Origin of the sequence: Citrobacter sp. RHBSTW-00986, from assembly GCF_013783065.1 — a bacterium.
Taxonomy (GTDB): domain Bacteria; phylum Pseudomonadota; class Gammaproteobacteria; order Enterobacterales; family Enterobacteriaceae; genus Citrobacter; species Citrobacter braakii.
This window is the reverse complement of record NZ_CP056200.1, coordinates 1150316-1168455: the sequence shown is the minus strand read 5'-3', so window position 1 is coordinate 1168455 and position 18140 is coordinate 1150316. Positions and strand designations below refer to the sequence as shown.

Below are 18140 nucleotides of genomic sequence, written 5' to 3'. Positions count from 1 at the left end.
TGCAATCAATGAATCCGTTAAAAATAGTTAAACTTGTGGTGCTGCTTTGTTTGCCGATATTCAGTAGTGCAAGCTATGCGGTTACCTGTACAGCAAACAGCGTCTCCGTACACGTTGATCCCATTAAAATCAGCCACAGTACCACCGCTGGGGACACCGTTTGGGTGTCCAATCCGCAAACCGTTAGCGTCACTTGCCGCGACACAGACTATATGCCCCACGGCGAAGCCGCCAGAATCTACATCGACCCTGATCATGAGTTTGCGCATTTTCTGCAGGGAACCAATATGAAACTGGTGGTGAGCATTGATGGTCGCCCCTACGATCAAAGCGCCCAGGCCGTCACCACCCAATATCAGGCAACGTTGCCCCGAACACGTTCAGACAACTACTGCAGCAGTAATAACCACAGCCATGCCAGTGACTGCCAGGCGCGCCCACAAACATTTTCTTTCACCTTTAACCTCAGTCTGGTCGCTACCGGAAAACTCCCGGATCCTTTGCCTGCGCTGGCCGGTCGCACCATCAACAAAGTTTTCGTCGTCGACGGTATTGGCAGCATTAACGCCTGCGGTTCGCATTGCTCCACCAGCAATCCGGCAAAAAACTTTGGCCCCGCGCTTAATGGCCTGAATAACATCAGTTATATCAACTGCGAACCGATCGTCTCTATCAGCTCTGACAAAGGAACGGATACCGTCGAGTTTGGCAGGATCAGCATTACCGAAGCAAAAGTGGGAAAAGATAACAGCCACAGTAAACAGTTTGCCGTTATTGCCGCAGAAGCCGCCGGGAAGCATGAATGTCGCGGCATCAACTACGCGGTAACGTTTACCGGCACCACAAGCAACAGCGGCGTAGTTTTTACCGGTCAGGGTACGCCAGATATCGGCGTTACGCTCCAGGATGCTGCACACCCCGGCTCCGGGGACATTATCAGCGGCAACCGTATCGATTTTGCCAGCAGCGCGTTTACCAACCAGAGCGACAGCCGACGCAAAGAGTTCATGGCAACCCTGTTCTGGCTGAAGAATCCTCCCCAACCCGGCACATTTAGTATCCCTGTCAATGCGACGGTGACCTTTAAATAACAGGCGCAGGACGATGCTGATCGTCCTGCGCGTCTCGCACCAGGCATAAAAACCGCAGTCGTACGCTTAACCCGCCTAATGTTTCACTCCGTGATAGCTGAGGGTGCGTGCGGTGCAGACGAGCAATGTCGTTGACCAGCGCCAGGCCTATCCCGGCGCCAGGGACATTACCGACGTTATCAAGGCGATGAAACGGTAGCAGCGCCTGGTGCACCATCTGCTCATCGATACCCGGCCCGCTATCTTCAACCACCAGCACCACCGCCTCTCCTTTTCGCAGCAGACGGGCGGTTACCACACCATGCGGCGGCGTGTATTTCAGTGCGTTATCCAGCAGATTCCCGCACAGTTCGCCAAGCAGGACTTCATCACCCTCAATCCACACCGCATTCTGTTCCCCTTCATAGCCCAGATCGATCCCTTTACTGCGCGCCTGCGCCAGTCGCGTGAAACAACTGCTTTGCACCACCTCATACAAATTAACCGGCGAGAAGTGCCTTTCTCCTTGCTCTTTGCGCTTCACAGCCGACAGCTGTAACAGCCTTTCCGTCAGTTGAATGGTGTTGTCCAGCGTGGAGCTCATGGCTTGCAGACTCTCGTACCATTGCTGCGGCTGCTGGCTGGCGAGGGCCACCGCCGCCTGAGTTTTTAGCACCGCCAGCGGCGTTTTAAGCTGATGGGAAGCATCCGCGCTGAAGCGTTCCTGGCGAGAGATCAGGCCGCGAAGTCGGTCCAGATAACGGTTGAATGCCACAATCAACAGACGGGTTTCCGACCACGGCAGCAGCTCCGGCAGCGGCGTCAGCAGCCCAGGCTCGCGACGCACCATCAGTGATGACAGCTGGCGCATCGGGCGTAACACCCGACGCAGCAGCCAGCCGACCAGCACCAGCGTGAGCAGCACCAGCAGCCCTTGCGAAACCCACGAGGAAAACAGCAGCTGTCGCGCCAGGTAACGTCGCGATTGCAGCGTTTCGGCGACATAAATCTCGGCCATGCCGATAATGCCGCCCTCGTTGACGGGCTGCAGCAGCCGCGCCACGCGAATTGCCTCACCGCGATATTCAGTGTGATAAAACCACGCCAGCGCCGGATAAAGCCGCGTACGCGATGTCGCAGGCGGCATCGCAGGTAAATCGTCATAACCTGAGATAACCTTCCCCGCCGGATCGACCACCTTGTAATACAACCTGTCGTTCATATTCAGCTCAAAGCTGTCCAGCACCACCCACGGCACATTCACTTCCAGCTGTTTGTTGTGCACCACCAGTCGCTCGGAGACGGTTCTGGCAGACGAGAGCAGCGTCCGGTCATACGCCTGCGTCGCCGCCTGTAGCGCGCTGACATAGCTGTTAAATGCCGACAACCCCCACAACAACATGAGCGGCAAACCCAGAAACATCAGCAGTTGCAGGTACAACGATTGGGGTTTAACCCACTTCATCGCTACGCTCCAGCACATAGCCCAGCCCGCGCAGCGTGGCGATGCGCACATCGCTTCCCTGTAGCTTTTTACGCAGACGATGGATGTACAATTCAATGCTTTCGGGGCTGACCTCATCGTTTAGACTGAAGACCTGTTCAAACAACTGCTGACGCGAAACCGGTCGCAATCGACGGTACATCAGCACCGTCAGCAATGCCTGTTCGCGGGGCGTGAGCGCCAGCGGCTGCCCCTGCAACAGAAAATAGCCCTCATCGTGAAACGCCAGTTCACCCAGTTGCTGTATGCCCTGCACCTGCCCCGCGCTGCGGCGTAGCAAAGCCCTCAGCCGCGCATCCAGCTCCTCGATTTCAAACGGTTTTGCCAGATAATCATCGGCCCCGACGTTCAATCCTTTCACCCGATCGGCCACCGCGCTGCGCGCCGTCAGCAGCAGCACAGGAAGCGTCTGCCCGCGTTTGCGCAGGCGCTGAACGACGTCAAGACCATCCAGTCCCGGCATATTGATATCCAGCACCGCCAGCGCGTACGTTTCGCTATGTAAAAGATGGTCGGCCGCCAGGCCATCAAAAACGCAGTCGACGGCAAAACCGTTTTGCACCAGCGCTTTCTCCAGCCAGTGAGCTAACTCACGGTTATCTTCCGCTAATAAGAGACGCATATCACATCCTGTAAAGTTTCTGCCGCATTGAAAGGGAATTGAAAGGTTAATGTTTTAACAATCATGCAACCGAACTGCTACACATCGGCTCACATAATCACAAAAATCTTCTTCCGTACCCGAAAATCCGGTTTTCCGGCGTGAGGATAAACAATGAAAAAACAGTTACTTCGTACCCTTACTGCAAGCATTTTACTGATGAGTACCTCTGTTCTGGCTGAACAAGCGCCATCGCGCACAGAATGTATCGCCCCTGCTAAACCTGGCGGTGGTTTCGATCTCACCTGTAAGTTGATTCAAGTGAGCATGATGGAAACCGGCGCTATCGAAAAACCAATGCGCGTAACCTACATGCCCGGTGGCGTTGGCGCCGTGGCCTATAACGCGATCGTCGCGCAACGTCCGGCTGAAGCGGGTACCGTAGTGGCATTCTCCGGCGGCTCGCTGCTGAACCTGTCACAAGGGAAGTTTGGTCGCTACGGCGTTGATGATGTCCGCTGGCTGGCAAGCGTGGGCACTGACTACGGCATGATTGCCGTACGCCAGGACTCACCCTGGAAAACGCTGAAAGATCTGCTGACGGCTATGGAGAAAGATCCTAACAGCGTGGTCATTGGCGCAGGCGCCTCTATCGGTAGTCAGGACTGGATGAAGTCGGCGCTGCTGGCGCAAAAAGCCAACGTCGATCCACACAAGATGCGCTATGTGGCCTTTGAGGGCGGCGGCGAACCGGTCACCGCGCTGATGGGGAATCACGTCCAGGTGGTTTCCGGCGATCTCAGCGAGATGGTGCCTTATCTTAGCGGCGACAAAATCCGCGTGCTCGCCGTGTTCTCTGATCAACGTCTGCCAGGCCAGTTAGCTAACGTACCAACCGCCAAAGAGCAGGGTTACGACCTCGTGTGGCCCATCATTCGTGGCTTCTACGTTGGACCAAAAGTCAGCGACGCCGAGTATCAGTGGTGGGTTGATGCCTTTAACAAACTCCAGCAGACCGATGAGTTTAAAAAGCAGCGCGATCTGCGCGGCCTGTTTGAATTCAACATGAGCGGTAAGCAGCTCGACGAATACGTGAAAAAGCAGGTCACGGATTACCGTGAGCAGGCGAAAGCCTTCGGTCTGGCGAAATAAGCGCAGAGGCAAAGATGATGAGCGATCGTATTTTTGCAGGTATCTGGCTGTTGCTCTGCATAGCCGGGCTGTTCGTGGCCTGGCAAATCACCAGCGAATACAGCTATGAGCCGGTTGGGCCGCGTCCCTTTCCGCTTGGCATTATCAGCCTGATGCTGGTATGCGCCGTGGCGCTGCTGTTGCGCCATCCCGACACCATCAGTTGGCCCCGCCGTCACGTGCTGCAAAAGCTGCTGACGATGGTGATTGTTCTGTTGATGTACGCCTGGGGTTTCGAATGGCTCGGTTTTCCCATCGCCACCGCCATTCTCACCGTGGTGATTGGCATGCTGTTCGGCGCAACCATTCCGGCTGCGGGTATTTCCGGCGCGGTACTCGGCATTCTGCTGTGGTATGCCTTTGACCGACTGCTTGACGTCACCTTACCACTCGGCGCCTGGCTGGGTTAACGGAGAAACGATGGATACCTGGATTTATCTTTCTCAGGGTTTCGCGGTGGCCATGACGCCGGAAAACCTGGTCATCGCCCTGATTGGCTGTTTTGTCGGTACCATTGTCGGGCTGTTACCTGGTCTTGGACCCATTAACGGCGTGGCGATCCTCCTGCCTCTGGCCTTCGCTTTGCATCTGCCTGCAGAATCTGCGCTGATCCTGCTGGCTACGGTCTACATAGGTTGTGAATACGGCGGACGTATCTCCTCCATCCTGCTGAATGTTCCCGGCGATGCGGCGGCGATTATGACCGCGCTGGATGGCTACCCGATGGCGCAGCAAGGCCGCGGCGGCGTTGCGCTCTCTATCTCGGCGGTCAGCTCTTTCATTGGTTCGCTTATCGCTATCGGCGGCATCATTCTGTTTGCCCCGGCGTTAGCCCAATGGTCGCTGGCCTTCGGTCCGGCGGAATACTTTGCCTTAATGGTTTTCGCCATTGCCTGCCTCGGCAGCATGATGGCGCAAAACCCGCTGAAATCATTTCTGGCAGCGCTTATCGGTCTCGGCCTTGCGACCGTTGGCGTAGACGCCAATACCGGGGTTTATCGCTTTACCTTTGACAGCGTTCATCTCTCCGACGGTGTGCAGTTTATCGTGGTAGTGATTGGGCTGTTCTCAGTCTCTGAAATACTGTTAATGCTGGAACATACCAGCAGTGGCCAGACGCTGGTGCGTAAAACGGGCCGCATGTTATTTAACGCCAAAGAAGGTGCGCAGTGCGTTGGCGCAACCCTGCGTTCATCGGTGATTGGCTTTTTCGTCGGCGTCCTGCCCGGCGCGGGCGCAACCATTGCCAGCGCTATCACCTATATGACCGAGAAAAAGCTCAGCGGCAATAGCGAAAGCTTCGGCAAAGGGGATATACGCGGCGTGGCGGCCCCCGAAGCCGCCAACAACGCCTCGGCCTGTGGCTCCTTTATCCCGATGCTGACGCTCGGCGTACCGGGCTCCGGCACCACGGCGGTGATGATGGGCGCGCTGACGCTGTACAATATCACCCCGGGTCCGGCCATGTTCACCGAACAGCCGGACATCGTCTGGGGGCTGATTGCGGCGCTGCTGATTGCTAACGTGATGCTGCTGGTGATGAACATCCCGTTGATCGGCCTGTTTACCCGTATGCTGACCATCCCCTTGTGGTTTTTGGTACCGGCTATCGCGGCAGTCTCCGCGGTGGGCGTGTATGCCGTCCACAGCACCACTTTCGATCTGGTGCTGATGGTTGCCCTCGGCGTGCTGGGCTACATATTGCGCAAAATGCACTTCCCGATGTCGCCGTTGATTTTAGGCTTCGTTCTCGGGGAAATGCTGGAGCAGAACCTCCGTCGGGCGCTGTCTATCAGTAACGGTAATATGGATATTCTGTGGGCCAGCGGCGTGGCGAAAGTGCTGCTGGTGATGGCGGTACTGGTTATCGTGGTCCCGCCAGTGCTACGCCTGATTCGTAAACGTAACAGCAAACCGCAGGTGGATATCAGCTAATAATATGCCGGGTAGCGGCGCTGACGCGCCTTATCCGGCATTTTCATCTTAATTCCTGAACGGCACTGAGTACGTGCTCAACAAACCGCGTCAGCTTGGGCAGCGGACGCAAATCTTGTCGCCACAGTAGATGAATCGGCCGCGGCTGCGGCGTAAACTTTTCCAGTATCCGAATCAGTTTCCCGGTAGCCAACTCTTGCGCCAGCAGCACCTCCGGTTGTAATAACAGTCCAGCCCCCGCTACCGCCGCCATACGCAGGCCATGACCATCGTTACAGCGCAGGATCGCATCGCGCTTCCATCTGACTTCACCCGTCACGCCAGGCAGTATCCATTCGTTGCGAGCCGTCCACACGGTATGGGACAGGCACAGATGATCCACCAGATCCGCTGGCGTAAGGGGCGTGCCATGACGGGCAAGATAATCCTTTGATGCACAGATCACCATACGGTAAGGACACAGGTATTTCGCCACCACATCAGTCTGATGGATATCGCCAATACGGATCGCCAGGTCGACGCCTTCATTCACCAGATCAACCATCCGGTTGGTCAGATCCAGTTCAATGCGCACCTCTGGCCAGGCCTGTAAAAACGCAGCGGCCAGCGGCGAGATAACGCAAGCGCCAAAAGAAGTAGGCGCGCTAATGCGCAGCGTCCCCGCAGGGGCCAGCCGCAGACGCTCTACCGAACGCTCAGCTATCGACACCTGCTCCAGCACGCGGCGGGCTTCTTCAAAATAGACACGCCCGGCATCGGTCAGGCTCTGGCGGCGAGTATTGCGCTCCAGCAGACGCGTGCCAAGCTGTGCTTCCAGTTGGGTGATATATTTTCCCACCATCACCGCAGACATCTCGAGTCTTGTTGCCGCGGAGGTAAAGCTTCCGCTCTCCACCACGGCGATAAACGTTTCCATGCCGCGCAGCTTATCCATATTACAAACTCCTGGTTAGTAATCATCTAACTTATAGCCAGTTTATCCGATTTCATTTTCATTAAAGAATAGCGGCTCACACTATTCTGGAGGTGGTTATGAAAATCGTCATTATTGGTGCCAGCGGTACAGTGGGGCGCGCAGTCACAGAAACGTTAAGCCGTAAACATGAGGTGATCCGCGTAGGTCGCACGCAGGGAGATTACCAGGTCGATATCACCTCGCAGGAGAGTGTCGGGGCATTGTTTGAAAAAGTCGGTCGGGTAGATGCGATCGTTTCCGCCACCGGCAACCTGTTCTTTGGCCCGCTGTCGACAATGACCGACGAGGACTTTAATCAGGGATTACAGGATAAGCTGTTAGGCCAGATACGTCTGGCATTAACCGGACAACATTTCCTCAATGATGGCGGCTCTATTACGCTAATTAGCGGCATTATCGCCGATGAACCCATCGCACAAGGGGCGAATGCGGCAACGATCAATGCCGGGCTGGAAGGATTTGTGCGCGCTGCTGCCTGTGAGCTAGGTCGTGGTCAGCGCATTAACCTGATAAGCCCAACCGTACTCAGTGAATCCGCCGAAGCATACGATGGTTTCTTCCCAGGCTTTGAAAGCGTCCCCGCCGCTACCGTTGCCAATGCCTATCGCCGCAGCGTGGAAGGCATCCAAACCGGGCGCATTTATAAAGTCGGTTACTGACTTTGCTGCTGCCGTTGAGTTACCCTCAGCGGCAGCATAATTAACTCTTTGTTTTAAAATAACATTACCTGTCCTCCCTTCTCCTCCCCGCACTTAACCTCACTTTTTATAATGTTAAATAATTGTTGTTTTTGATCACAAACAATAAACAAACAAGCTCATTCTGTGCGCGTTTTTCAAAAATGTAGATATTTTTAATTTATGGCTACGAAACGAGCTGCGCCATATCTCCCTGACAATCTACTGAGAGGAACGATTTGATGAACGCACTGACTGCCGTAAAACCGAACGCTGATGATCCAGCCCAGCACTACAGCGGTTTCACGTTGAAACCATCAGCCCAGTCCCCACGCCTGCTGGAGCTGACTTTTTCCGCTGAGACCACTGAGCAATTTCTGAAAGCCGTAGCGCAGTGGCCGGTGCAGGCACTGGAATACAAATCCTTCCTGCGCTTCAAAGTGGGCAAGATCCTCGACGACCTGTGCGGCAATCAGTTGCAGCCTTTACTGCTGAAAACGTTGCTCGATCGTGCCGAAGGCGCACTGCTGATCAACGCTGTTGGCGTAGATGATGTGGCACAGGCTGAAGAGATGGTCAAGCTGGCGACGGCGGTAGCGCATCTTATCGGGCGCTCCAATTTTGATGCGATGAGCGGTCAATACTATGCCCGTTTTGTGGTGAAAAACGTTGATAACTCAGACAGCTATCTGCGCCAGCCGCACCGTGTAATGGAGCTGCATAACGACGGAACCTACCTCGAAGAAATCACCGACTATGTGCTGATGATGAAGATTGACGAGCAGAACATGACCGGCGGTAACTCGCTGCTGCTGCACCTCGACGACTGGGAACATCTGGATCAGTACTTTACCCACCCGCTGGCGCGTCGCGCTATGCGCTTTGCCGCACCGCCAAGCAAAAACGTCAGCCAGGAAGTGTTCCATCCGGTGTTTGACGTTGACCAGCAAGGCCGTCCGGTGATGCGCTACATCGACCAGTTCGTCCAGCCAAAAGATTATGAAGAAGGCGTCTGGCTGAGCGATTTGTCCGATGCGTTGGAAACCAGCAAGGCCATTATTTCCGTTCCGGTTTCAGTCGGTAAATTCCTGCTAATCAACAACCTGTTCTGGTTGCACGGTCGCGATCGCTTCACCTCGCATCCTGACCTGCGCCGCGAGCTGATGCGCCAGCGTGGTTATTTCGCTTACGCGACAAACCACTACCAGACCCATCAGTAAGCGCGAAGGAATAAAGCGGATGTATGATTTTGTGATTATTGGCGGCGGCATTATCGGCATGTCGACCGCCATGCAGCTGATTGATGTCTATCCTGACGCCAGAATCGCGCTGCTGGAAAAAGAGTCCGGCCCGGCCTGTCACCAGACGGGCCACAACAGCGGCGTAATTCATGCCGGGGTCTATTACACCCCCGGCAGCCTGAAGGCGCAGTTTTGCCTGGCCGGAAATCGCGCCACAAAAGCCTTTTGCGACCAAAACGGCATCCGCTACGACGTCTGCGGAAAAATGCTGGTTGCCACCTCCGAACTGGAAATGGAGCGCATGCGCGCGCTGTGGGATCGCACCGCCGCTAACGGCCTTGAGCGCGAATGGCTGAATGCGCAGGAGCTTCGCGAGCGTGAACCCAACATCACCGGGCTGGGCGGTATTTTTGTTCCGTCGAGCGGGATCGTCAGCTACCGCGAAGTCACCGCCGCGATGGCGAAGATATTTCAGGCCAAAGGCGGTGAGATTATCTACAACGCTGAGGTCAGCGCGCTAAAAGAGCACGCTGCGGGCGTTGTCGTACATACCCGTCAGGGTCAGGAATTTGAGGGAGCGACGCTGATTAGCTGCTCTGGCCTGATGGCGGACCGACTAGTGAAAATGCTCGGCGTTGAACCCGGCTTTATCATCTGTCCGTTCCGTGGCGAATATTTCCGTCTGGCGTCAGAACATAACCAGATAGTCAACCATCTGATCTACCCCATCCCCGACCCGGCGATGCCGTTTCTCGGCGTTCATCTGACCCGGATGATTGACGGCAGCGTCACCGTGGGCCCCAACGCGGTACTGGCATTTAAACGTGAAGGCTACCGTAAACGCGACTTCTCGCTCAGCGATACGCTGGAGATCCTCAGCTCTTCCGGCATTCGTCGCGTGCTGCAAAACAACCTGCGCTCAGGACTTGGCGAAATGAAAAATTCGCTGTGCAAAAGCGGTTATCTGCGGCTGGTACAAAAGTACTGCCCGAGTCTGACGCTCAAGGATCTGCAGCCCTGGCCTGCAGGCGTGCGGGCACAGGCTGTATCACCGGACGGCAAGCTAATCGACGATTTCCTGTTTGTCACCACGCCACGCTCAATTCACACCTGTAACGCGCCTTCTCCGGCAGCAACGTCGGCGATCCCTATCGGCGCACATATTGTCAGCAAAGTTCATGCGCTGCTGGAGAACCAGAGTAATCCCGGACGCACGCTGCGTGCGGCACGTAGCGTGGAAACATTACACGCCGCATTCACCCGTTAAAACGATTTAGACAGGACGCAATTATGCAACTTAACGATCCAACCTTATTTCGCCAGCAGGCACTGATCGACGGCAACTGGCGTGACGCCAACAGCGGCGAGACCATCGCGGTGACCAACCCCGCTAACGGTCAGCAATTAGGTAGCGTACCGAAAATGGGGGCAGATGAAACCCGCGAAGCGATTAACGCCGCTAACCGCGCTCTGCCCGCCTGGCGTGCGCTGACCGCCAAAGAGCGGGCCAACATCCTGCGCCGCTGGTTCAACCTGATGATTGAGCATCAGGACGATCTCGCCCGTCTGATGACCCTGGAACAGGGTAAACCGCGGGCAGAAGCCAAAGGTGAAATCACCTATGCCGCTTCCTTTATTGAGTGGTTTGCCGAAGAGGGCAAACGTATCTATGGCGATACGATCCCCGGCCACCAGGCCGACAAACGCCTAATCGTCATCAAACAGCCGATCGGCGTTACCGCCGCGATTACGCCGTGGAACTTCCCCGCGGCGATGATTACCCGCAAAGCCGGTCCGGCGCTGGCGGCTGGTTGCACAATGGTGCTTAAACCGGCCAGCCAGACCCCCTACTCCGCACTGGCGCTGGCAGAGCTTGCCAATCGCGCCGGGATCCCGGCAGGCGTTTTCAGTGTGGTGACCGGTTCAGCGAGCGCGGTCGGCAACGAGCTGACTGGCAACCCGCTGGTACGCAAGCTGTCATTTACCGGCTCAACCGAAATTGGCCGTCAGTTAATGCAGCAGTGCGCCAAAGACATCAAAAAAGTGTCGCTGGAGCTGGGCGGCAATGCGCCGTTTATCGTCTTTGACGATGCCGATCTCGATAAAGCCGTGGAAGGCGCACTGGCATCGAAGTTCCGTAACGCTGGCCAAACCTGTGTCTGCGCCAACCGCCTGTACGTGCAGGACGGCGTGTATGACCGTTTTGCCGAAAAACTCCAGCAGGCAGTGAGCAAACTGCACCTCGGTGATGGTCTGCAGCCTGACGTCACCACCGGGCCGCTGATCGACGAGAAAGCGGTAGCCAAAGTGCAGGAACACATCGCCGATGCTCTGGATAAAGGCGCGCGCATTATCGCGGGTGGCAAACCTCACGCACTCGGCGGCAACTTCTTCCAGCCCACCATTTTGGTGGATGTGCCTGACAACGCGAAGGTCGCCAAAGAAGAGACGTTCGGCCCGCTGGCTCCGCTGTTCCGGTTTAAGGACGAGGCTGACGTCATCGCTCAGGCTAATGACACTGAGTTTGGTCTGGCCGCCTATTTCTACGCCCGTGATTTGAGCCGCGTCTTTCGCGTTGGCGAAGCGCTGGAATACGGCATTGTCGGGATTAACACCGGCATTATCTCCAACGAAGTCGCCCCGTTTGGGGGAATCAAAGCCTCCGGTCTTGGCCGTGAAGGATCGAAATACGGCATCGAAGACTACTTAGAAATCAAATATATGTGCATCGGCCTTTAATAAAATAAATACTGGAGAACACCTGATGAGCACCAACAAAGAACTTATGCAACGTCGCAGCAACGCCGTTCCCCGTGGCGTAGGACAAATCCATCCTATTTTTGCCGAGCGTGCAGAAAACTGTCGAGTCTGGGACGTTGAAGGCCGTGAATTCCTCGATTTTGCTGGCGGTATTGCGGTGCTGAACACCGGCCACCTGCACCCGCAGATCGTCTCTGCGGTAGAAGCACAGTTGAAAAAGCTGTCCCATACCTGTTTCCAGGTGCTGGCCTATGAGCCGTACCTGGAGCTGTGCGAAATCATGAATAAGAAAGTGCCGGGCGATTTCGCCAAAAAAACCCTGCTGGTGACAACCGGCTCGGAAGCGGTGGAAAACGCGGTGAAAATCGCCCGCGCTGCCACCAAACGAACCGGCACTATCGCCTTCAGCGGTGCTTACCACGGTCGAACCCACTACACCCTGTCGCTGACCGGGAAAGTAAACCCGTACTCTGCAGGAATGGGGTTGATGCCGGGCCACGTGTACCGTGCGCTTTATCCTTGCCCGCTGCACGGCATCAGTGAAGACGATGCTATCGCCAGCATTCACCGTATCTTCAAAAATGATGCCGCTCCGGAAGACGTTGCCGCCATCGTGATTGAGCCCGTCCAGGGCGAAGGTGGTTTTTACGCCGCCTCTCCTGCTTTTATGCAACGTCTGCGCGCCATTTGTGACGAGCACGGCATCATGCTGATTGCCGATGAAGTACAGAGCGGCGCGGGCCGTACCGGTACGCTGTTCGCTATGGAGCAGATGGGCGTTGCGCCCGATCTCACCACCTTCGCCAAATCTATCGCCGGTGGCTTCCCGCTGGCGGGAGTGACCGGGCGCGCCGAAGTCATGGACGCAATCCCACCGGGCGGTCTGGGCGGTACCTATGCCGGTAACCCGATTGCCTGTGCCGCCGCACTGGCGGTACTGAATATTTTCGAACAGGAAAATCTGCTGCAAAAAGCCAACGACCTGGGGCAAACCCTGCGCGAAGGCCTGCTGGCTATCGCGGAAACCCACCGCGAGATTGGCGATGTACGCGGGCTGGGAGCGATGATCGCAATCGAACTGTTTGAAGACGGCGATCACACGAAACCAGACGCCAAACTGACCGCGGAAATCGTCGCGCGTGCGCGCGATAAAGGGCTGATCCTGCTCTCCTGCGGACCTTACTACAACGTACTGCGCATTCTTGTCCCACTGACCATTGAAGATGCCCAAATCCGCCAGGGGCTGGACATTATCGCTCAGTGTTTTGCCGAAGCGAAGCAGGGTTAACACCGCATTCGACCAATAAAAAACGCAATCCTCAGGCCGGATAAGGCGGAGCCGCCATCCGGCAGACAGGGTCAATAACAATAAATACGCGTGCCCCGGCGCGGGAATGCCGGGGTGCTCTCCCAAGTGAAATACTTTCGAGAGGTTTAAAAGATGGGGCAAGTGTCACAATCACATGATTTAGGGGGCGGGCTGAAATCACGCCACGTCACCATGCTGTCTATTGCCGGGGTTATCGGCGCAAGTTTGTTTGTGGGTTCAAGCGTGGCGATTGCAGAAGCCGGTCCCGCAGTATTACTGGCCTATCTGTTCGCCGGATTGCTGGTGGTGATGATTATGCGCATGCTGGCCGAAATGGCCGTTGCCACCCCGGATACCGGTTCCTTTTCCACCTACGCCGATAAGGCCATTGGGCCGTGGGCGGGTTATACCATCGGCTGGCTGTACTGGTGGTTCTGGGTGTTGGTTATCCCGCTGGAAGCGAATATTGCCGCCATCATTCTGCACTCCTGGGTTCCAGGCATTCCTATCTGGCTGTTTTCTCTGGTTATCACGTTGGCATTAACCGGCAGTAATTTGCTGAGCGTCAAAAATTACGGTGAGTTCGAGTTCTGGCTGGCGCTGTGCAAAGTGATTGCCATTCTGGCGTTTATCACTCTCGGTGCGGTGGCGATTAGCGGTTTCTACCCCTATGCCGAGGTCAGCGGAGTTTCGCGCCTGTGGGATCAGGGCGGCTTCATGCCCAACGGCTTTGGCGCGGTGATCAGCGCGATGCTAATCACCATGTTCTCCTTTATGGGCGCAGAGATTGTTACCATCGCCGCCGCCGAGTCCGATACCCCGGATAAGCACATCGTCCGCGCCACCAACTCGGTTATCTGGCGTATCTCCATCTTCTATCTGTGCTCTATTTTCGTGGTCGTCGCGCTGATTCCGTGGAACATGCCGGGACTGAAAGAGGTGGGTTCTTACCGCTCGGTGCTGGAGTTACTGCATATCCCACACGCGAAGCTGATCATGGACTGTGTCATATTGCTGTCGGTAACCAGTTGTCTGAACTCCGCGCTGTATACGTCCTCGCGTATGCTTTACTCCCTGAGCCGTCGTGGCGATGCTCCCGCCTTTATGGGTAAAACGAACCGGAGTAAAACGCCTTATGTGGCGGTGTTGCTGTCTACGGGTGCCGCGTTCCTCACCGTGGTGGTCAACTATTACGCCCCGGCCAAGGTGTTCAAATTCCTGATCGACAGCTCCGGTGCCATCGCCCTGCTGGTTTATCTGGTGATTGCAATTTCCCAACTGCGGATGCGCAAAATCCTGCTGGCGCGAGGCGGTGAAATTAAACTGAAAATGTGGCTCTATCCGTGGCTTACCTGGCTGGTAATCGCCTTTATTATCTTTGTGCTGGTGGTGATGCTCTTTCGCCCGGCTCAACAACTGGAAGTTATCTCTACCGGGTTGTTAGCCATAGGAATTATTTGCACCGTGCCTATTATGTCACGCTGGAAAAAACTGCTATCGTGGCAAAAAGCACCGTTGCAAAATACGCATTAAACCTTTTCCCGGCGCAGGCCGGGAAAACCGTTCAGGAGTAAGACCATGACCGCCATTCCCCAACCGACGGCCATTGATGGATACCGCTGGCTGAAAAACGACATCATCCGCGGTGTGTATCAGCCTGATGAAAAACTGCGTATGAGCCTGCTGACCTCACGCTATGAGCTTGGCGTGGGACCGCTACGCGAAGCGCTTTCGCAGTTGGTTGCCGAGCGGCTGGTCACGGTGGTCAATCAGAAAGGGTATCGTGTCGCCCCAATGTCCGAACAGGAGTTGCTCGATATTTTCGATGCCCGCGCAAATATGGAAGCCATGCTGGTCGCGCTGGCCATTGAACGCGGCGGCGACGCCTGGGAAGCTGAAATCCTGGCGCGGGCGCATATGCTCGGCAAGCTTGAAGCCGTTGACGCCAGTGAACAGATGCTCGACGAGTGGGATCAGCGCCATCAGGCTTTTCACTCGGCAATTGTCGCTGGCTGCGGTTCACAGTATCTGCTGCAAATGCGCGAACGGCTATTCGATTTGGCGGCGCGCTACCGGTTTATCTGGCTGCGAAAGACGGTGCTGTCGGTGGAGATGTTGGAAGATAAACACGATCAGCACCAAACGCTGACCGAAGCAATTCTGGCACGCGATGCTGCACGTGCCAGCGAATTAATGCGCCAGCACCTGCTGACGCCCATTCCGATTATTCAACAAGCGATGTCCGGCAAATTGCTGGCGCAATAAGCCTGAACATTCTTATTGTTCTGGAATACGCAAAACCTGCCCTGGATAAATTTTATCCGGGCTTTTCAGCATCGGTTTATTCGCTTCAAATATCTGGTTATACAGGTTGGCGTTACCGTATACCTGTTTGGCAATAGCGCTCAGGGTATCTCCTGATTTTACGGTATAAAACTGGCTTTCACTCGCCGGCGCAGAAGTTTTTACCTGATCGTCGACGCTGGCAATACCAGAGATATTACCAATCGCAATCAGGATTTTTTCTTTCGCTTCCTGACTTAATCCATCGCCAGAAACGGTGGCTTTACCTTCGTTAATTTGGACGTTCACTTTATCCGCATCCGGGATACCCGTTTTGTTCAGGTGTTCCTGTACCTTTTTTGCCAGATCGGCAGTGTCATGGTTGCCAGTAACCGCATCCCACAGTTTTTCACCCGCATCTTTTACAAAATTAAAGAGTCCCATATCCACCTCGGTAGTTAACAATCAACACCAGGAAGTGTAGCAGAGGAGAAAGGAGCGCAAAGAAAACGGCGCCAGAGCGCCGTAGTAGAAAGGTAATTAGTTACGCGTTTGTATCCAGAAGGCGTGGATCAGACCCGGGATGTAGCCCAGCAGCGTCAGAACAATATTGAGGATAAATGCCCAGCCGAACCCCTTCCCCAGCAGCACGCCAAGCGGGGGCAGAATAATAGTAAAAACGATTCTCCAGAAACCCATACACACTCCATACAAGCAAAAAGTTACTCATTGTTTAAAAAGAGATTTTATCTCTAAGCATAGTCAGTGTACCTAACTCTGCCAGCCTTCCCCTGCTGTTTTACCCTCCTTTACGCTCTTTACGCTGGCGTACGTTGACCATTTATTTTAGAATAAGCTTAATTTAGAACATGCTTAAATACATATGACTGAACTTGAACAACTCCAGGCCAGCGCTGAGCAGGCTGCCGCCCTGCTAAAAGCGATGAGTAACCCGAAAAGGTTGCTGATTTTGTGCATGCTCTGCGGCTCACCCGGTACCAGCGCGGGCGAATTAGCCCGTGTTACCGGCCTGAGTCCTTCCGCCACTTCGCAGCATCTGGCGCGTATGCGTGAAGAGGGCCTGATAGACAGCCAACGCGATGCCCAGCGCATCCTGTACTCCATCAAAAATGCGGCCGTGAATTCACTGATCGCCACATTAAAAACACTGTATTGCCCATAAGGAGCCATCATGACCATTGGGACGATTTCCCCACGCGAGGCGCAGACGCTGGTCGCACAAGGCGCAAAACTGATTGATATCCGCGATGCTGACGAGTATCTGTACGAGCATATTCCGCAGGCGCATCTGGCGCCATTACCTACGCTAGAGCAGGGATCGCTGCCTGCGAATTTACGCGCCGGGCAGGTGATTTTTCACTGCCAGTCAGGCAAACGTACACAAAACGCGGCGACAAAACTGAACGCTATTGCCGCGCCTGCGCAGGTCTGGTTGTTGGAAGGTGGCATTGACGGCTGGAAAGCCGCAGGTTTTCCGGTGGCAAAAGATCGTTCACAACCGTTACCGCTGATGCGCCAGGTGCAGATAGCCGCAGGCAGCCTTGCCTTACTCGGCGTCATTCTGGGCTACACCGTTAGCAGCGCCTTCTTCCTGCTGAGCGGTTTTGTGGGCGCCGGGCTAATACTCGCTGGCGTGACCGGCTTTTGCGGCATGGCGCGATTGCTGGATATCATGCCCTGGAACCGACGTACTCATTAAGCGGTAATCATTGAAACTGCACTGTACCCGCTGATTGACGTGATCTATGGTGAGTTCTGCGATAAATAAAGGAGAGCAATATGTTTAAACCTGGCGATCTGGTTCAACCACGCATGGGTGGACCCAAACTGAAAGTTGTCGAAGTCAATGGCGATCACATTGTGGCGGTACACGCCAGTAATGAAAGCGGCGAAAAATTCACGCTGAAAGCAGCTGACGTGACGCGATATACCGAAGAGGGTGATTTTGGCGTTTGCTGAAAATAAGCGGTGAGGTCGCCCTCACCGCATTAATAATCAGATCAAAAAGTCATCAAGAGATTTACCGGCAGCCAGTGCCTGGGCAATTGGCTTCGGTGTGCGACCCTGTCCGGTCCATGTTTTTGTTTCACCATTGAGATCGGTAAAACGATATTTCGCCGGGCGCGGCTGACGTTTTTTAACTGAACGTGCCGTCGCAGGCGTCATGCTCAGCAGCTCTTCCGGATTGATCCCGTCTGCCTGCATCAGCGCCAGCAAAGTATTAATTTTTTCCTGCTGTTCTGCACGTTGGCGCTGTAGTTGTTCTTCTTCATCGCGGCGTTCTTTGGTCACTACCCTGAATTTTTCCAGCATATCTTCCAGCACATCAACGGAAAATTCACGAGCCATTGCACGCAGCGAGCGGATATTATTTAAGTTTTTTAACATTGAACTCATATTAACAAAACCTCTTTAACGTAAAACATAAAAACGGTATTACCCTAAATATTGTATGCAACTGCTTATTATATTTCCAGTCTAATTTATTCGCATATTACTAATCAAAAAAGCTAATTCGTGTATTTATCGCATCCATTTTGATATCGCCTATGCGATATATTCTATTCCTCTG

Annotated in this window: 20 protein-coding genes; 14 read left to right on the top strand and 6 right to left on the bottom strand. The window is 54.7% G+C overall.

What is annotated here, in order from left to right; all coding sequences use genetic code 11:
• The first annotated feature begins 8 nt into the window (after window positions 1-8).
• A complete protein-coding gene (locus tag HV345_RS05740) occupies window positions 9-1091 on the top strand; it encodes a fimbrial protein (RefSeq protein WP_181636366.1) in 1083 nt (360 codons plus the stop codon).
• Here HV345_RS05740 and HV345_RS05735 read toward each other — a convergent pair.
• Entirely contained in the window at window positions 1084-2535 is a 1452-nt protein-coding gene (locus HV345_RS05735) for a sensor histidine kinase (protein ID WP_131346633.1), read from the bottom strand. The genes HV345_RS05740 and HV345_RS05735 overlap by 8 nt on opposite strands.
• Complete coding sequence (gene tctD, locus HV345_RS05730; protein ID WP_016157281.1) at window positions 2522-3196, bottom strand: transcriptional regulator TctD; 675 nt, start codon at window positions 3194-3196, stop codon at window positions 2522-2524. Before tctD ends, HV345_RS05735 begins: the two co-directional genes overlap by 14 nt.
• Window positions 3197-3349: 153 nt before the next feature.
• On the opposite strand from tctD, the gene HV345_RS05725 reads away from it, so the two are divergent.
• From HV345_RS05725 to HV345_RS05715, 3 genes are read left to right on the top strand one after another with little or no spacing between them, the layout of a single operon-like run.
• The gene (locus tag HV345_RS05725) at window positions 3350-4327 is read left to right on the top strand and encodes a tripartite tricarboxylate transporter substrate binding protein (RefSeq protein ID WP_016154127.1); all 978 of its coding nucleotides are present in this window, start codon (window positions 3350-3352) and stop codon (window positions 4325-4327) included.
• 14 nt (window positions 4328-4341) lie between these two features.
• On the top strand, window positions 4342-4776 hold the full coding sequence (locus tag HV345_RS05720) for a tripartite tricarboxylate transporter TctB family protein (protein ID WP_087050849.1): 435 nt from the start codon (window positions 4342-4344) through the stop codon (window positions 4774-4776).
• A gap of 10 nt (window positions 4777-4786) precedes the next feature.
• Window positions 4787-6301, top strand: coding sequence for a tripartite tricarboxylate transporter permease (locus HV345_RS05715; protein WP_047414797.1), 1515 nt, complete (start codon window positions 4787-4789; stop codon window positions 6299-6301).
• Window positions 6302-6344: 43 nt separating this feature from the next.
• Here the strand turns inward: HV345_RS05715 and HV345_RS05710 are convergent, their stop codons facing one another.
• Entirely contained in the window at window positions 6345-7235 is an 891-nt protein-coding gene (locus tag HV345_RS05710; protein ID WP_131379906.1) for a LysR family transcriptional regulator, read from the bottom strand.
• 98 nt (window positions 7236-7333) lie between these two features.
• Here HV345_RS05710 and HV345_RS05705 point away from each other — a divergent pair, with 98 nt between their 5' ends.
• From HV345_RS05705 to csiR, 7 genes are all read left to right on the top strand, one after another.
• Window positions 7334-7936, top strand: coding sequence for a short chain dehydrogenase (locus HV345_RS05705; protein WP_075847563.1), 603 nt, complete (start codon window positions 7334-7336; stop codon window positions 7934-7936).
• Window positions 7937-8196: 260 nt separating this feature from the next.
• Window positions 8197-9174 carry a glutarate dioxygenase GlaH gene (gene glaH / locus HV345_RS05700; protein WP_016154132.1) on the top strand — a complete coding sequence of 326 codons (978 nt, stop codon included), beginning with the start codon at window positions 8197-8199 and terminating at the stop codon, window positions 9172-9174.
• Between the two features lie 19 nt (window positions 9175-9193).
• Window positions 9194-10462: an L-2-hydroxyglutarate oxidase gene (lhgO, locus tag HV345_RS05695; RefSeq protein ID WP_016157289.1), complete on the top strand. Its 1269-nt coding sequence runs from the start codon at window positions 9194-9196 to the stop codon at window positions 10460-10462.
• Window positions 10463-10485: 23 nt separating this feature from the next.
• Window positions 10486-11934, top strand: coding sequence for an NADP-dependent succinate-semialdehyde dehydrogenase (gabD, locus tag HV345_RS05690; RefSeq protein ID WP_181636365.1), 1449 nt, complete (start codon window positions 10486-10488; stop codon window positions 11932-11934).
• A 25-nt stretch (window positions 11935-11959) separates the two neighbouring features.
• Window positions 11960-13243 carry a 4-aminobutyrate--2-oxoglutarate transaminase gene (gabT, locus tag HV345_RS05685; RefSeq protein WP_046274853.1) on the top strand — a complete coding sequence of 428 codons (1284 nt, stop codon included), beginning with the start codon at window positions 11960-11962 and terminating at the stop codon, window positions 13241-13243.
• A gap of 153 nt (window positions 13244-13396) precedes the next feature.
• Window positions 13397-14797, top strand: a complete 1401-nt coding sequence (gene gabP, locus HV345_RS05680) for a GABA permease (protein ID WP_016154136.1) — start codon at window positions 13397-13399, stop codon at window positions 14795-14797.
• 45 nt (window positions 14798-14842) lie between these two features.
• Window positions 14843-15529: a DNA-binding transcriptional regulator CsiR gene (gene csiR / locus HV345_RS05675; RefSeq protein ID WP_016157292.1), complete on the top strand. Its 687-nt coding sequence runs from the start codon at window positions 14843-14845 to the stop codon at window positions 15527-15529.
• Between the two features lie 12 nt (window positions 15530-15541).
• Here csiR and lysM read toward each other — a convergent pair whose 3' ends face one another.
• Both lysM and HV345_RS05665 read right to left on the bottom strand, forming a co-directional pair.
• A complete protein-coding gene (lysM, locus tag HV345_RS05670) occupies window positions 15542-15991 on the bottom strand; it encodes a peptidoglycan-binding protein LysM (RefSeq protein WP_016154138.1) in 450 nt (149 codons plus the stop codon).
• Between the two features lie 96 nt (window positions 15992-16087).
• Window positions 16088-16246 (bottom strand): YqaE/Pmp3 family membrane protein, encoded by a 159-nt coding sequence (locus HV345_RS05665; RefSeq protein WP_003037242.1) that lies wholly within the window; start codon window positions 16244-16246, stop codon window positions 16088-16090.
• A 184-nt stretch (window positions 16247-16430) separates the two neighbouring features.
• Here HV345_RS05665 and HV345_RS05660 point away from each other — a divergent pair, with 184 nt between their 5' ends.
• The 3 genes from HV345_RS05660 to HV345_RS05650 all read left to right on the top strand — a co-directional run bounded on the left by HV345_RS05660 (window position 16431) and on the right by HV345_RS05650 (window position 17527).
• The gene (locus HV345_RS05660; RefSeq protein ID WP_016154139.1) at window positions 16431-16730 is read left to right on the top strand and encodes a helix-turn-helix transcriptional regulator; all 300 of its coding nucleotides are present in this window, start codon (window positions 16431-16433) and stop codon (window positions 16728-16730) included.
• 9 nt (window positions 16731-16739) lie between these two features.
• The gene (locus HV345_RS05655; RefSeq protein WP_181636364.1) at window positions 16740-17267 is read left to right on the top strand and encodes a rhodanese family protein; all 528 of its coding nucleotides are present in this window, start codon (window positions 16740-16742) and stop codon (window positions 17265-17267) included.
• 80 nt (window positions 17268-17347) lie between these two features.
• Window positions 17348-17527, top strand: coding sequence for a hypothetical protein (locus HV345_RS05650; protein WP_016154141.1), 180 nt, complete (start codon window positions 17348-17350; stop codon window positions 17525-17527).
• Between the two features lie 36 nt (window positions 17528-17563).
• Here HV345_RS05650 and stpA read toward each other — a convergent pair whose 3' ends face one another.
• Complete coding sequence (gene stpA / locus HV345_RS05645) at window positions 17564-17965, bottom strand: DNA-binding protein StpA (RefSeq protein ID WP_019077523.1); 402 nt, start codon at window positions 17963-17965, stop codon at window positions 17564-17566.
• Between the last annotated feature and the right edge of the window lie 175 nt (window positions 17966-18140).

Bases quoted from the DNA above. Each gene is read 5' to 3' on its own strand.
- HV345_RS05740 (WP_181636366.1), top strand. From the start codon at position 9: ATGAATCCGTTAAAAATAGTTAAACTTGTGGTGCTGCTTTGTTTGCCG.
- HV345_RS05735 (WP_131346633.1), bottom strand. From the start codon at position 2,535: ATGAAGTGGGTTAAACCCCAATCGTTGTACCTGCAACTGCTGATGTTT.
- tctD (WP_016157281.1), bottom strand. From the start codon at position 3,196: ATGCGTCTCTTATTAGCGGAAGATAACCGTGAGTTAGCTCACTGGCTG.
- HV345_RS05725 (WP_016154127.1), top strand. From the start codon at position 3,350: ATGAAAAAACAGTTACTTCGTACCCTTACTGCAAGCATTTTACTGATG.
- HV345_RS05720 (WP_087050849.1), top strand. From the start codon at position 4,342: ATGATGAGCGATCGTATTTTTGCAGGTATCTGGCTGTTGCTCTGCATA.
- HV345_RS05715 (WP_047414797.1), top strand. From the start codon at position 4,787: ATGGATACCTGGATTTATCTTTCTCAGGGTTTCGCGGTGGCCATGACG.
- HV345_RS05710 (WP_131379906.1), bottom strand. From the start codon at position 7,235: ATGGATAAGCTGCGCGGCATGGAAACGTTTATCGCCGTGGTGGAGAGC.
- HV345_RS05705 (WP_075847563.1), top strand. From the start codon at position 7,334: ATGAAAATCGTCATTATTGGTGCCAGCGGTACAGTGGGGCGCGCAGTC.
- glaH (WP_016154132.1), top strand. From the start codon at position 8,197: ATGAACGCACTGACTGCCGTAAAACCGAACGCTGATGATCCAGCCCAG.
- lhgO (WP_016157289.1), top strand. From the start codon at position 9,194: ATGTATGATTTTGTGATTATTGGCGGCGGCATTATCGGCATGTCGACC.
- gabD (WP_181636365.1), top strand. From the start codon at position 10,486: ATGCAACTTAACGATCCAACCTTATTTCGCCAGCAGGCACTGATCGAC.
- gabT (WP_046274853.1), top strand. From the start codon at position 11,960: ATGAGCACCAACAAAGAACTTATGCAACGTCGCAGCAACGCCGTTCCC.
- gabP (WP_016154136.1), top strand. From the start codon at position 13,397: ATGGGGCAAGTGTCACAATCACATGATTTAGGGGGCGGGCTGAAATCA.
- csiR (WP_016157292.1), top strand. From the start codon at position 14,843: ATGACCGCCATTCCCCAACCGACGGCCATTGATGGATACCGCTGGCTG.
- lysM (WP_016154138.1), bottom strand. From the start codon at position 15,991: ATGGGACTCTTTAATTTTGTAAAAGATGCGGGTGAAAAACTGTGGGAT.
- HV345_RS05665 (WP_003037242.1), bottom strand. From the start codon at position 16,246: ATGGGTTTCTGGAGAATCGTTTTTACTATTATTCTGCCCCCGCTTGGC.
- HV345_RS05660 (WP_016154139.1), top strand. From the start codon at position 16,431: ATGACTGAACTTGAACAACTCCAGGCCAGCGCTGAGCAGGCTGCCGCC.
- HV345_RS05655 (WP_181636364.1), top strand. From the start codon at position 16,740: ATGACCATTGGGACGATTTCCCCACGCGAGGCGCAGACGCTGGTCGCA.
- HV345_RS05650 (WP_016154141.1), top strand. From the start codon at position 17,348: ATGTTTAAACCTGGCGATCTGGTTCAACCACGCATGGGTGGACCCAAA.
- stpA (WP_019077523.1), bottom strand. From the start codon at position 17,965: ATGAGTTCAATGTTAAAAAACTTAAATAATATCCGCTCGCTGCGTGCA.